Here is a 13,183-nt window from a genome sequence, read left to right as displayed (position 1 = left end):
AGTTCACTATTCACTATTCACCATTCACCATTCACTTGCGCAGTTGGAGAACACCATGAAGGGCGTCACCGTCGTCGACCATCCGCTTGTCCAGCACAAGCTGACCATCATGCGCAAGAAGGAAACCTCGACGGCCGGCTTCCGGCGGCTGCTGCGCGAGATCTCGCTGCTGCTCGGCTACGAGGTCACCCGCAACCTGGAACTGACGACGACGACCATCGAGACGCCGATCGAAACGATGGAGGCGCCGACGCTGGAGGGCAAGAAACTGGTCTTCGCCTCGGTGCTGCGCGCCGGCAACGGCTTGCTCGAAGGCCTGCTCGATCTGGTGCCGGCGGCGCGTGTCGCCCATATCGGCCTCTATCGCGACCATGAGACGCTGGAAGCGGTCGAGTATTTCTTCAAGGCGCCAGGCGACCTCGCCGACCGGCTGGTGATCGTCGTCGATCCGATGCTGGCGACCGCCAATTCGGCGATCGCTGCGATCGACAAGCTGAAAGGCCGCGGTGCCACCAACATCCGCTTCCTCTGCCTGCTGGCGGCACCAGAGGGCCTCGAGCGGTTTACCCAGGCGCATCCCGATGTTCCGGTCTTCACCGCTTCCATCGACCGCCAACTCAACGAAAAGGGCTACATCATGCCGGGTCTCGGCGATGCCGGCGACCGCATGTACGGCACCAAATAGATCCGTTTACCGATTGTTTACGCAAACGGCTGGTTTCCGCACTCGTTAAAGCGGCAGACACCATGTCGGACTAAGGATCGGCAACCACAAAGGCCGGTCCATGCTGCGCAAGCTCCTCATCCTTGGCGTGTTTGCCGGAACGTCGGCATCGCTGCCGATCGTGTATCAGTCCAATTCACAGGTAATCGAGCGGCTGTTGAAATCCGCCATCGGAGCCAGGCCGGCCGACACACAAACCAACCTGAATCTCGCCGCCGTCCCGGACAGGCCGGCAACGCCGCAGCCGCTCGGCCGCAAGGTCGTCGTCACCGCGGACGCGCGCGGGCATTTCATGTCGGTCTTCAAGTTGAACGGTCGCCAGGTCGACGGCATGATCGACACCGGTGCGACGCTCGTCGCCATCAACACCTCGACCGCGCGCAGGATCGGCATCTCGCTCAATTCGACGGACTTCAGCCATCAGGTCAACACCGCCAATGGTGCGATCAAGGCCGCCGTGGTGACGATTGATCGCCTGCAGATCGGCAAGATCACCGTCGAGGGCGTCGAGGCCGTCGTGCTCGACGACAGGGCGCTGCACACCAACCTGATCGGCATGAGCTTTCTGCAGCGGCTCGAAAAATACCAGGTCGAAGGCGGCAAGCTGCTGCTGGTTCAGTAGAACGTGATCCCGAACCGCAGGTCCGCGCCTGCGAAAAGTTGGGGACCAGTCTTCGGACAAGATCGTGGTCCAAAGAAAGATAGAACCCATCCGATACCGTCGGAATGGCTCTACCCGCGGGGCAGGATCCGCCGGATGACGGTTTTCTCCGTGGCCGGTTTGGAAGTGCCGATGGTATACGCCGAAAGCACGGCGGCCGCGGCCGCTTCGGCATCCCCGGTATTGCGGGCATGGACCAGCGCCAGCGCTTCGCCGGCCCGCACTTCAGCGCCGACCGGCAACAGCCTGGTGATGCCAACGGCGTGATCGATCCTGTCGTCGGGCCGCGTCCGCCCGCCGCCAAGCCCGACCACGGCAAGCCCGATCTCGCGGGTCGCGATGCCGGTGACAAAGCCGTTCGCGCTCGCCTTGACCGCGAATTCCGTTGCCGCTTTCGGCAGATATTTTTCCGGATTGTCGACAAAGTCGACGGGACCGCCCAGTGCCGCCACCATGCGCGCGAAGATGGAAGCGGCGCGGCCGCCGGCCAGCGTCTCGGCGGCGCGGCGCAGGCCGTCCTGGTTGGACGACACCAGGCCTGCCGATTGCAGCATCTCGGCGGCCAGCGCCAGCGTCACGTCCTCCAGCCGCCGGTCGCGAAAGCGGCCGGTGAGAAAATCGACGGCGTTGCGCACCTCGACCGCATTGCCGGCGGCGGACGCCAGGGGCTCGTTCATGCCGGTGACCAGCGCCGAGGCCTTAAGGCCGGCGCCATTGGCGACGTCGACCAGGCTGTTGGCCAGTGCGGTTGCGTCGCGCGATTTCTCCATGAAGGCCCCGTTGCCGACCTTGACGTCAAGCACCAGCGAATTGAGGCCGGCGGCCAGCTTCTTCGACAGGATCGAAGCAGTGATCAGCGGCACCGATTCGACCGTTCCCGTCACATCGCGGATGGCGTAGAGCCTGGCGTCGGCGGGTGCGAGATCGGCGGTCTGGCCGATGATGGCGCAGCCGGTTTCGAGCACCGTCTTGCGGAAGCGCGCAACATCCGGCTGGCTGATATAGCCGGGGATGGCATCCATCTTGTCCAGCGTGCCGCCGGTATGGCCCAGACCCCTGCCGGAAATCATCGGCACATAGGCGCCGCAGGCAGCGACGATCGGCGCCAGCATCAAGGAGACATTGTCGCCGACGCCGCCGGTCGAATGCTTGTCGGTGACCGGGCCGGGCAGATCCGACCAGTCGAGCACATCGCCGGAATCGCGCATCGCCATAGTCAGCGCCACCGCCTCGTCGCGGCTCATGCCGTTGAAGAACACCGCCATGGCAAAGGCGCCGACCTGCGCGTCGGTGACTGTGCCGGCGGTCAAACCCTCGATAAAGAACGCTGTCTCCTCAGCCGAGAGCTTCTGGCCGTCGCGCTTGCGGCGGATGATTTCCTGGGGAAGCATCAGGCGTCGACCCTGTGCTCCGGAAGCCCGTCCTGAAAAACACGCTGCAGAATGGTCGCCAGCCGCGCACCGCCAACCGGCGCCATGTCCTTGGTCTCCTGGTGCGACAGCTCGGCTCCGGTCAGGCCGGCAGCAAGGTTGGTCACGACCGAACAGGCGGCGACGCGCAGCCCAAGGAAGCGGGCGAGAATGACCTCCGGCACCGTCGACATTCCGACCGCGTTGGCGCCCATGACGCGCGCCATGCGGATCTCGGCGGGCGTCTCGAAGCATGGGCCGGAGAACCACATATAGACGCCCTTGTGCAGCTTGGTACCGGTGGCCTTCGCCGCCTGCTCGATGGCGGAGCGGAGACCGGCGTCATAGGCTTCGGTCAGGCCGACGAAACGGCGGTCGCTCGGTTCGCCGATCAGCGGGTTGGAGCCCGAGAAATTGATGTGATCGGTGATCAGCATCACCGAGCCGGGGCCCATCCCGGGATCGACCGAACCGGCGGCGTTGGTGAGGATCAGCCTGGAGATGCCGAGGCCGGCGAGCACCTCGAGTGCCGGCCGCATCGCCGCCGCGTTGCCGTGCTCGTAATAATGCGCCCGGCCGGACAGCATCAGCACCGGCGTGCCGGCAAAGAGCCCCGCCACCACCTCGCCGGCATGGCCGCTGACTCCGCTTCGGGGAAACCCCGGCAAGTCGGCGTAGGAGATTCGCACCGCATCCTCGACCTGGTCGACAAGCCCGCCAAGCCCTGACCCCAGCACCAAGGCGGTAGTCGGCGCCAGCCCGTCCAGCCTTTCGACGAGGTGATCGAGCGCTTCCTTCATTTCAGCACATCGCCTTCAAACCCGTATGGCAGCAACTCGCCCATGGTCACGGTCTCGACCACGCCGCTATCATCGCAGAGATAGAACTTCGTCTCCGGCCGGCAGAATTCCGCCAGCCGCTGCCGGCAGCCGCCGCAGGGCGAGCATTTTGCCACGCGTTCGGCGATCACGGCGATTTCCGTGATTTTGCCGCCGCCGCCCATGATGTAGTTGGCAAGTGCGGTGGTTTCGGCGCACCAGCCCTCCGGATAGGACGCGATCTCGACATTGGCGCCGGTGAAGACACGGCCGTCCTCGGTGCGCAACGCCGCGCCGACCGGAAATTTCGAATAGGGCGCATAGGCCTTGGCCATGGCGGCTTTCGCCGCTTCGAACAGATCATGAGCCATAATAGATCAGCGTTCCTTGACATAAGGCACGCCGCCGGCGCGCGGCGGGATTGCCTTGCCGATGAAGCCGGCAAGCAGGATGACGGTCAGCACATAGGGCAGCGCCTGCATGAATTGCACCGGCACCTTGCCGATCAGCGGCAGCGGCGTGCCTTGCAGGCGGATCGACGCGGCGTCGAGGAAGCCGAACAGCAGGCAGGCGAACATGGCGTTGACCGGTTTCCATTTGGCGAAGATCAGCGCGGCCAGCGCGATATAGCCCTTGCCGGCGGTCATGTCCTTCACGAAGCCGCCATTCTGCACCATCGACAGATAGGCTCCGGCAATGCCGGTGAGCACGCCGGTGCAGATCAGCGCCCGATAGCGCAGCCAGGCGACTGATATGCCGGCGGTGTCGACCGCGGCCGGGTTCTCGCCGACGGCGCGCAGGCGCAAGCCGAAGCGGGTGCGAAACAGCACCCACCAGGTGAACGGCACGGCCAGGAAGGCGAGATAGACCAGCACGGAATGGCCGGAGATGAGTTCCGAATAGATCGGCCCGAGAATCGGAACGCTCCTGAGCGCCTCTGCGCCCGGCCAGATGATTGCCTCGAAGCGCTCGCCGGCGGCCAGCGCCGGCGTGCGCCCGCCTTGCTGGAACCAGGCCTGGCCGAGCATGATCGTCGATCCGGCGGCAATGAAATTGATCGCGACGCCGGAAACGATCTGGTTGCCGCGATGGGTGATCGAGGCAAAGCCGTGGATCAGCGCGAAGGCAACCGAGATGAGGATGGCCATGCCGAGGCCGAGATAGGCCGAGTGGAAGACCGAGGCGGCGGCCGCACCGGCGAAGGCGCCGACAAGCATCTTGCCCTCGAGCCCGATGTCGAAGACGCCGGCCCGCTCCGAATAGAGGCCGGCGAGACAGGCGAGCAGCAAGGGCACAGACAGGCGGATGGTCGAGTCCAGGACCTGTACGATGGCGTTGAAGAAATCCATCTCAGGCGCCCTTCCCCTTGACCGCTTCCATGCCGACCGATTTCGGGCTGAGCGAGGCGAACAACGCCTGGACGTAGGGCCGGAACATATGCTCGAGCGCGCCGGCGAACAGGATCACGAGGCCCTGGATGATGACGATCATGTCGCGGCTGATCACCGGCATCTCGAAGGCGAGCTCGGCGCCGCCCTGGTAGAGCATGCCGAACAGGATCGCCGCCAGCACGATGCCGACCGGGTGCAGGCGTCCCATCAGTGCCACCGCGATGCCGACGAAACCGGCGCCCGAAACGAATTCGAGCGCGACATTGTGCTGGTCGCCCATCGTCGGGTTGAGCGCCATCATGCCGGCCAGCGCGCCCGAGATCATCATCGCAATGATGATGATGCGGATCTCCGAAATGCCGGCATAACGCGCCGCTTTCGGGCTGTGGCCATAGGTGCGCATCTCGTAGCCGAGCTTCGTGCGCCAGATCAGCACCCACACCAGAAAGGCCATGGCTAGCGCCAGCAGGGAACTAACGTTGAATGGCGCCGAACGGATTTTAGCGCCGAACAATTCGATGACCCAGTTGAGCTTCGGCAATTGCGCGCCTTCGAGGAAGGTGCGCGTCTGCGGCGCCATCGAGCCGGGCGGCTTCAGCATCCCCACCAGCGCATAGACCATGACGCTGGCGGCGATGAAGTTGAACATGATGGTGGTGATGACGATATGCGAGCCGCGCTTGGCCTGCAGATAGGCCGGGATCAGCGCCCACAGCGCGCCCATCGCCGCGGCGGCGATAATGGCGATCGGGAAGGTCAGCCACCAAGGGAGCAGGCTGTCGAAGGCCAGGCAAACGATGCCTATGCCGAGACCGGCGATGTAGCCCTGGCCCTCGCCACCGATGTTGAACAGGCCGCAATGCGCCGCAACCGCCACCGAAAGCCCACTGAAGATGAAGGTGGTGGCATAGAAAAGGGTGAACGCGATGCCTTGGCCGCGGCCGAAGGCACCCTCGACCAGGATGACGGCTGCACGCAGCGGGTTCTCGCCGACCAATATGACGACGAAGCCGGCGACGACGAATGCGACGAACAGATTGATCAGCGGGATCAGCACGTAATCGGCCCAGGCCGGCAGCTTGGCATAGGGGGTGCTCACTCGGCGGCCTCCCGGTGCTCGACGCCGGCCATCAGCAGGCCGAGCTCGCCCTCGGTCGCGTCGGGGCCGCGTTCGCCGACGACGCGGCCGGCAAACATCACCAGGATGCGGTCGGACAGCGAGCGGATCTCGTCGAGCTCGACCGAAACCACCAGCACCGCCTTGCCCTGGTCGCGCATGGCTATGAGGCGCTTGTGGATGAATTCGATGGCGCCGACATCGACGCCGCGTGTCGGCTGGCCGACGATCAACACGCCGGGATCTTGTTCCATTTCCCGCGCCAGCACGATCTTCTGCTGGTTGCCGCCGGAGAAATTGGCGGTCTTGAGGCGGCAGTCCGCCGGGCGGATGTCATATTTGACGATCTTGTCCCTGGCATCGTTACGGATGGCATCGATGTCGAGGAACGGCCCCTTCAGATAGCGCGCGTCGTCCTGATAACCGAGGATCGAATTCTCGTTCTCCTCGAAGGCCAGCACGAGCCCGACATGATGGCGGTCCTCCGGCACATGGGCAAGGCCGCGCTCGCGCAACTCGCCAGGGTCGGCGGCGCCGGTGAGGTCGATCGGCTTGCCGTCGAGCATGACCGAGCCCGAAACGGCATGCCTGATGCCGGAAATCGCCTCGAGCAATTCGGACTGCCCGTTGCCGGCGACGCCGGCAATGCCGACGATCTCGCCGGCATGGACGTCGAAGGAGACGTCGTCGACCATGGTGACGCCGCGGGAATCCTTGACCGTCAGGTTCTTGACCGCAAGCTTGACGCCGCCGGCCTTCGCCTCGCCCTTTTCGACGCGCAGCAGCACGCGCCGGCCGACCATCAGCTCGGCCAGCTCCTCGACCGTGGTCTTCCTGGTTTCGCGTGTCGCCACCATCGTGCCCTGGCGCATCACCGACACCGTGTCGGTGATCGCCATGATCTCGCGCAGCTTGTGGGTGATCAGCACGATCGTCTTGCCCTGCTCCTTCAGCTGCCTGAGGATGCGGAACAGGTGGTCGGCCTCGGCCGGCGTCAGCACGCCTGTCGGCTCATCGAGGATCAGGATCTCGGCGCCGCGATAGAGCGCCTTGAGGATTTCGACGCGTTGCTGCAGGCCGACCGGCAACTCCTCGATGATGGCGTCGGGATCGACTTCGAGCCCGTATTCGCGCTCGAGCCGCTCCAGCTCGGAACGCGCCTTGGCAATGCTCTTCTTCAGCAGCGCATCGCTTTCGGCGCCGAGAATGACGTTTTCCAGCACCGAGAAATTGTCGACCAGCATGAAATGCTGATGCACCATGCCGATGCCGAGCGCGATCGCATCATTCGGTGTCTTGATCGATGCCGGCTGGCCGCCGACACGGATCTCGCCGGAATCGGCCTGGTAGAAACCATAGAGGATCGACATCAGCGTCGACTTGCCGGCGCCGTTTTCGCCGACGATGCCATGGATGGTGCCGCGCATAATCTCCAGATTGATGTCGCGGTTGGCGCGCACGGCGCCAAAGCTCTTGTCGATGCCGATCAGCTCGATTGCGGCTTGCGCCATGCAGCCTGTTCCCACTGTTATTTTTTTACCGCTTGGTCAAACGCCTAGCATGACGCCCAGTCTGTGCCAATTGGGTCCGTAGCAATTGGCCGGAGCAGGTTCACTCTCGACAAATCCCGCCATGCTTGTCAATTTCCAACGTGGCCGCAGCCTGCACAATCGCCTGATCGAGGATTTCAAATGACCATGCCCGAGGACCGGCTGACGACGCTGGAAATCCGCGCCGCCGAGCAGGAGAAGACCATCGAGGAACTTTCCGGCCAGATCGCCGAGCAGTGGAAGGTGATCGAGCGCATGCAGCGCAAGCTGGACGCGCTGGCCGAGCGCTTCCTGGCGCTGGAGGAACAGGCCGCGCCCGACGTGCCGGTGACCAAGCCGCCGCACTGGTGAGCGGGCCGACAAGACAAAACCGCCGGGCTTTCACCCGGCGGCTCGTCACTTCAGCAGTGCCAGTCGATCAATAACAGCAATCGATCAATACGGGCAGGCATTGTCCGACATGTAGTCGTGCACCTTGATGGTGCCGGCTATGATGTCGGCCTTGGCTTTTTCGACCGCCGCCTTCATCGCATCGTTGACAAGCGCCTTGTTGTTGTCGTCCATGGCGTAGTCGACCCCGCCTTCCTTGAGGCCGAGATCGTTGACGCCCGCCGTGAACTTGTCGTTCTTGGCATCCATGAAGGTGTTGTAGACGGCAACGTCGACGCGCTTGACCATCGAGGTCAGCACCTTGCCGGGCTGCAGGCCGTTCTGGTTGGAATCAACGCCGATGCCGAGCTTGCCGGCGTCGGCCGCTGCCTGCAGCACACCGACACCGGTGCCGCCCGCCGCTGCGTAGATTACGTCGGCGCCCTGGTCGATTTGCGTCTTGGCGATCTCGCCGCCCTTGGCCGGATCGTTCCAGGCTGCCGGCGTATCGCCGGTCATGTTCTGGATGACGTCGGTGGCCCCGGCCGCCTTGGCGCCGCCGACATAGCCGCAGCCGAACCTGCGGATCAGCGGAATATCCATGCCGCCGACGAAGCCGACCTTCTTGGTCTTGGAAGCCATCGCCGCCATCACGCCGACGAGGTACGAGCCTTCCTGCTCCTTATAGACCAGGGAGCGGACATTGGGCTTGTCGACGACCATGTCGATGATGGCGAATTTGGTGTCGGGGAACTCGGTGGCGATCTTGTCAAGCGCGTCAGCCCACGAGAAGCCCGCCATGACGATCGGGTTGCGGCCGTCCTCGGCGAAACGGCGCAGCGCCTGCTCGCGCTGGGTGGCGTTGCTGACCTCGAATTCCACATAGGGGATGCCGGTCTCGGTCTTGAACTTTTCAGCGCCGTGGAAGGATGCCTCGTTGAACGACTTGTCAAACTTGCCGCCGAGATCATAGAGGATCGCGGGTTGAATGTCCGCGGCGAAGGCCGGAAGAACCATTGCAGCTGCGGCCATGAGGCCGAGAACGATACGTTTCATGTGATCCACACCCCTGTCGGTTATTTGTCCATTATGCACCGCATGCCGGCCCGGTTCTCCGGCAGGCATACGGGTGTCGGGCAGGAGTGTCTTCCTCCCGCTTCGGGTCAATCTGGCACGGCCCGAAACAAAATTCACGTGGAATTTTGACCCTTTGGAAAAGCATGGCGCCGCATCGCGGCGCCACAGCATATTCCTTGCGTCAGGGGTATAAAATCAGGCGGAGACGGCGGCCGGAATGGCGCAGGTGACGCCGGTTCCGTGCAGGCCGCAATAGCCGTAAGGGTTCTTCGCCAGATATTGCTGGTGGTCTTCCTCGGCGAAGTAGAATTCCGGCGCCGGCGCGATCTCGGTGGTGATCTTGCCGCGTCCGGCACCGCGCAGCGAAGCCTCGTAGGCATCGCGCGAGGCGAGCGCCGCCTGGTACTGCGCGTCGTTGAACGTATAGATCGCCGAACGGTAGGTGGTGCCGACATCATTGCCCTGGCGCATGCCTTGCGTCGGGTCGTGGCTTTCCCAGAACAGCTTCAAGAGCTCGGCATAGGACACGATCTTGGGATCGTAGACGACGAGCACGACTTCGGCATGGCCTGTCAGGCCCGTGCAGGTTTCCTGATAGGTCGGGTTGGGCGTGACGCCGCCGGCATAGCCGGCCGCCGTGACCCATACGCCCTCGACTTGCCAGAACAGGCGCTCGGCGCCCCAGAAGCAGCCCAGCCCGAACATCGCCATTTCCATCCCTTCGGGATAAGGACCCTTGAGCGGCCTGTTCGAGACAAAGTGCTTCGATGCCGTCGGGATCGGCCGGTCGCGGCCGGGCAACGCCTCGGAGGGTTTCGGCAGGTTGAGCTTCTTGTTCAGCATGTCGCTGAGAAACATGTGTGGCTTCCTTTTCTTCTTGGTTGAGCCTTCCTGGTACGGGATCACCGGGTCAGGCTGGAAATGTCAGGTTGCGGCGAACCGCCCGCTGGGGCGCTGCCGCCTGTAACCGATGGCATAAAGAATGAACGCCAGCACCGCGAACACGGCAAAGCCGGGCTGGCTGAGCACCCAGGCGATGGCACCGTCCCACAGCAGCGGGTTGACCTTGTCGCGGACGAAGCTTTCGAAGGCGCTGCGCGTATCCGGCGAAACCGCGAGCCAGCTGGTGTTGAGCGGAGTCATCACCAGCGCCGAAGCCGCCACCGAGCGGGTCGCATCGAGCACGGCCATGATGACCGAAACCGACAGCGCGATCATTGCAGCAAGACGGAAGATAAAGCGGAACATCCGGACCCTTCCTCCCCAGGAGTTTATCAGAATGTCGTGTGGACTGTTAAATAGGATCTGCGTGCTTTATCCGCAATCGCGACACGCGAAGTTGAACCTGCGGCCGCCGGTTCGCCGGGACCGGTGGCGCGCCGGGGACGGCAAGCACACCTCCGCCGCTCCTTTCGATAGGCTCCCAACGGGTGCCTCAGCGGCATGGGCTGAGCATCCGTATCCGGCAAAGCGAATAGACTGCCGTTATGTCTTGGCATTCGGCACCGGATCGACTAGATGAGCCCCGCGCCTGTTGCTTTGACGGCTCAGGTGCGGGGAAAGGGTATCCGCTGGTTGACGGCGCCCACGGCCGGAATTCCGGCACCGGAATCCCAAAGGAGATGCATCTCCCCAACCCGCGCGGCGAAACCGGCCGCGTCGAAAATGCTAAAGAGACGGAGAGGTGGCCGAGTGGTTGAAGGCGCACGCCTGGAAAGTGTGTTTACGGGAAACCGTAACGCGGGTTCGAATCCCGCTCTCTCCGCCAGTTAAATCTCACCGGCTCGCCGAGTCTGAAGGGACGCTGGACGGCGACTGCCGCTGCGATGCAGTATCTTGAGGCAGGCAGGCAGAGGGGCGCGAAGGCTGCTGAGCGGCTTTCATCTTCGCCGCACCCTTACCTCAGATCAGCCTACAACCAATCGGCCCGCGCTTCACCAGAAGCGCGGGCTTGGTCGACTCGGCACCGTCGCCGCCCCGTCTAGCGCGGGACCGCTTGTATTCCCGAGACCGAGCGCTCTGTTTCGGCGGAGAAAACCACGAAGGCAAAGATCAGCACGGCGGCAGCGACAATCATTGAGCCGGTGGCGACGATCGGCTCGAGCGCCGGATTTCCCTGCAGCATCAGGTAAAGCGCCGGCAGCATCACGACCAGGCCGAGATTGTAGACTCCGTAGTGGATCATCGCGCTCCTGCGGGCAGCCTTCGCCGGGTTCAGCGCATAATAGCCGCCGAATATTGCACTGGTGACCCACCCCAGCAGGTTGATGTGCGCGTGAGCCGGAAACGCGCCGTGATCGCCTGAAATTGCCATCTGCAGGCCAGCTGCAATTCCCAGAATAAGAAAGATGATGGCTGTCTTGAAAAAGAGTTCCGAAACCTTAGGCATATCATTCTCCCAAACCCGTTTTGCCGCCGCATCATGCTGTGGTTCCGGCGATCTTGCCAAGGGACCGTCGGGCCTGCGGAGCCATTTGTCGCCGGCCTGACAGCCCGTTGGCGGCCGGCCGCCGGGCCTGGCCGGTTGCGAGTCCAGCCAGCAAAAAATATGCACTCACGCTAATTTAATTGCAACATTACCGGCCAGGCTTGCATGTCGTTCTCGCCAGGGAAGTGTCCTGCACGATGGTGGTGCCATACGCGCCAAAGATCTGCCCGTCAGTGTTGCAGCAAGGCCTCGCCGAACTTCTCCCACAGCTGTGCGCAATCTGTTGCTCTGAGGCTGGGGGTTCCGACTGGGCCATATCTGATGACGGCGGCGTGAACATCATAGCCAACGATAGGTGCATTGGCGACAAAGTGGATAGCCTCGCCCAATCGGCGGGGCCCAATTGGCGCATCGGTTTTGTTGGTGATATCGAAGACACCACGAATATCCGCTTCCTGATTCCTGGCTGCCAACGCAGCCGCCATTACCCTTTCTTGCATCATCGAAATCTCTCCTATCGGTCTAAGTCTAAGAACCGCGGCTTGTGCCGATCCGGCAGCTGACAACCGGCAAATCGAAGTGCCTTTTGCAGCATCTTGATTGGCTCTTGCTGCGAGCCACTCCGCCCGCTCCCGCGGCAAGCCGATAAGGCACTGCCAGCAAAATCCGCAGGCACATCCACGGTCGCATCAAACACGGCCCACGTGCCAGTCGGCTCCTGAACGGGCAAAAACCTCATAACAGCGCCTGCTAATATACCATGCCGACTGTGAGGACGAGACTTTTTCCTGCATCAACTAAACGAATGAGAGCTGGTGTCGAAGTGCCGGGCGACGCTCGTCGAAAACAAATCGTCGGCGACATCGCCTGGATCGAAGGTGGGCCTGAGCAGTGATCCGGCCGCATTCGAGGCTCGCCGACCGGGACAAGCACAAGACGCAGCGCCGGCACGCCTCGTCAGATGTTACTTTCTGCCCTGCGGATAGATCGTCTCGCCGCGCTTCAGCATCTCCACGAACGCCGCGATCTTCTTCTTGCGTCCGGCTTCGGTTTTCATGTTGTGGATGCGGAAGGCGAGTGCGAAGCGGTTTTGGCCGCTGAGCTTTGCCAACATCTCTTTCGCCGTGGGCTCGGCGTCTATTGCCGCCTGGAGGTCGTCGGGGATCTTCATCCCCTTGCCGCTCTTGTAGGCGCGCGCCCAGCGGCCGTCGGCCTTGGCCGCATCGACCTGCCTCAGCCCGTGCTCGGTCATCCGGCCCTCCTCGATCAGCCGGGCGACATTGTCGACATTGATCTGGCTCCAGGTGCTCTTCTTGCCGCGCGGGGTGTAGCGCTGCAGGTAGCTTTTGCCGCCCAAGGCCTTGCGCACGGCATCGATCCAGCCCCAGCACAACGCCACGTCGATGGCTTGCTTCGGAGTGATCGACGGCAGTCCCGAATCGAGCTTATGGATCTTGATCCAGACTTCGTCCTCGCTGTCGTGATGCTCGCCAAGCCAGGCATGGAAGCTTTCGGCATCCCTGAACTCGCGCACCTTGGCGGGGTCGACCTTGACGGGCGCCATCAGCCGGTCCGCCCACGACGCAGGCGCGTAACGACGCCAAACCGCTTGCCGGCCGCGCGCGCGCTCATCTCAGCT

At 63.2% G+C, this 13,183-nt stretch carries 15 protein-coding genes and 1 tRNA gene; 4 read left to right on the top strand and 12 right to left on the bottom strand.

The window, feature by feature from the left end; all coding sequences use genetic code 11:
* Positions 1-55 precede the first annotated feature (55 nt).
* Positions 56-685, top strand: a complete 630-nt coding sequence (gene upp / locus NKH99_RS03600; protein WP_023675320.1) for a uracil phosphoribosyltransferase — start codon at positions 56-58, stop codon at positions 683-685.
* A 100-nt stretch (positions 686-785) separates the two neighbouring features.
* Positions 786-1,346: a TIGR02281 family clan AA aspartic protease gene (locus NKH99_RS03595; RefSeq protein ID WP_352767076.1), complete on the top strand. Its 561-nt coding sequence runs from the start codon at positions 786-788 to the stop codon at positions 1,344-1,346.
* A gap of 110 nt (positions 1,347-1,456) precedes the next feature.
* Here NKH99_RS03595 and deoA read toward each other — a convergent pair whose 3' ends face one another.
* The 6 genes from deoA to NKH99_RS03565 are packed head-to-tail and all read right to left on the bottom strand — an operon-like array spanning position 1,457 to position 7,631.
* On the bottom strand, positions 1,457-2,776 hold the full coding sequence (deoA, locus tag NKH99_RS03590; RefSeq protein WP_352469474.1) for a thymidine phosphorylase: 1,320 nt from the start codon (positions 2,774-2,776) through the stop codon (positions 1,457-1,459).
* The gene (locus tag NKH99_RS03585) at positions 2,776-3,594 is read right to left on the bottom strand and encodes a purine-nucleoside phosphorylase (protein WP_352469473.1); all 819 of its coding nucleotides are present in this window, start codon (positions 3,592-3,594) and stop codon (positions 2,776-2,778) included. The genes deoA and NKH99_RS03585 overlap by 1 nt, the downstream gene beginning before the upstream one ends.
* Complete coding sequence (cdd, locus tag NKH99_RS03580) at positions 3,591-3,983, bottom strand: cytidine deaminase (protein ID WP_352488680.1); 393 nt, start codon at positions 3,981-3,983, stop codon at positions 3,591-3,593. Before cdd ends, NKH99_RS03585 begins: the two co-directional genes overlap by 4 nt.
* Positions 3,984-3,989: 6 nt before the next feature.
* Positions 3,990-4,961 carry an ABC transporter permease gene (locus NKH99_RS03575; RefSeq protein ID WP_352469471.1) on the bottom strand — a complete coding sequence of 324 codons (972 nt, stop codon included), beginning with the start codon at positions 4,959-4,961 and terminating at the stop codon, positions 3,990-3,992.
* Position 4,962: 1 nt separating this feature from the next.
* Positions 4,963-6,102: an ABC transporter permease gene (locus NKH99_RS03570; RefSeq protein WP_352979034.1), complete on the bottom strand. Its 1,140-nt coding sequence runs from the start codon at positions 6,100-6,102 to the stop codon at positions 4,963-4,965.
* The gene (locus NKH99_RS03565) at positions 6,099-7,631 is read right to left on the bottom strand and encodes an ABC transporter ATP-binding protein (RefSeq protein ID WP_352539397.1); all 1,533 of its coding nucleotides are present in this window, start codon (positions 7,629-7,631) and stop codon (positions 6,099-6,101) included. The genes NKH99_RS03570 and NKH99_RS03565 overlap by 4 nt, the downstream gene beginning before the upstream one ends.
* 180 nt (positions 7,632-7,811) lie before the next feature.
* Here NKH99_RS03565 and NKH99_RS03560 point away from each other — a divergent pair, with 180 nt between their 5' ends.
* Positions 7,812-8,021: a SlyX family protein gene (locus NKH99_RS03560; protein WP_031211352.1), complete on the top strand. Its 210-nt coding sequence runs from the start codon at positions 7,812-7,814 to the stop codon at positions 8,019-8,021.
* An 84-nt stretch (positions 8,022-8,105) separates the two neighbouring features.
* Here NKH99_RS03560 and NKH99_RS03555 read toward each other — a convergent pair whose 3' ends face one another.
* The 3 genes from NKH99_RS03555 to NKH99_RS03545 all read right to left on the bottom strand — a co-directional run bounded on the left by NKH99_RS03555 (position 8,106) and on the right by NKH99_RS03545 (position 10,364).
* Positions 8,106-9,095, bottom strand: a complete 990-nt coding sequence (locus tag NKH99_RS03555; protein ID WP_353012661.1) for a BMP family lipoprotein — start codon at positions 9,093-9,095, stop codon at positions 8,106-8,108.
* A 216-nt stretch (positions 9,096-9,311) separates the two neighbouring features.
* The gene (gene msrA, locus NKH99_RS03550) at positions 9,312-9,974 is read right to left on the bottom strand and encodes a peptide-methionine (S)-S-oxide reductase MsrA (protein WP_353012658.1); all 663 of its coding nucleotides are present in this window, start codon (positions 9,972-9,974) and stop codon (positions 9,312-9,314) included.
* Between the two features lie 66 nt (positions 9,975-10,040).
* Positions 10,041-10,364, bottom strand: a complete 324-nt coding sequence (locus tag NKH99_RS03545; protein WP_352469464.1) for a hypothetical protein — start codon at positions 10,362-10,364, stop codon at positions 10,041-10,043.
* A gap of 430 nt (positions 10,365-10,794) precedes the next feature.
* On the opposite strand from NKH99_RS03545, the gene NKH99_RS03540 reads away from it, so the two are divergent.
* Positions 10,795-10,884: transfer RNA gene (locus NKH99_RS03540), tRNA-Ser, on the top strand.
* A 213-nt stretch (positions 10,885-11,097) separates the two neighbouring features.
* Here the strand turns inward: NKH99_RS03540 and NKH99_RS03535 are convergent.
* From NKH99_RS03535 to NKH99_RS03525, 3 genes are all read right to left on the bottom strand, one after another.
* Entirely contained in the window at positions 11,098-11,505 is a 408-nt protein-coding gene (locus tag NKH99_RS03535) for a hypothetical protein (RefSeq protein WP_352501933.1), read from the bottom strand.
* Positions 11,506-11,774: 269 nt separating this feature from the next.
* Positions 11,775-12,047, bottom strand: a complete 273-nt coding sequence (locus NKH99_RS03530; RefSeq protein ID WP_352469463.1) for a hypothetical protein — start codon at positions 12,045-12,047, stop codon at positions 11,775-11,777.
* A gap of 461 nt (positions 12,048-12,508) precedes the next feature.
* Positions 12,509-13,108 carry a YdeI/OmpD-associated family protein gene (locus NKH99_RS03525; protein ID WP_353012655.1) on the bottom strand — a complete coding sequence of 200 codons (600 nt, stop codon included), beginning with the start codon at positions 13,106-13,108 and terminating at the stop codon, positions 12,509-12,511.
* Between the last annotated feature and the right edge of the window lie 75 nt (positions 13,109-13,183).

Source organism: Mesorhizobium sp. M0854 (assembly GCF_040319815.1).
Taxonomy (GTDB): domain Bacteria; phylum Pseudomonadota; class Alphaproteobacteria; order Rhizobiales; family Rhizobiaceae; genus Mesorhizobium.
The sequence above is the reverse complement of the archived record's forward strand: the minus strand, read 5'-3'. Positions and strand labels throughout refer to the sequence as shown.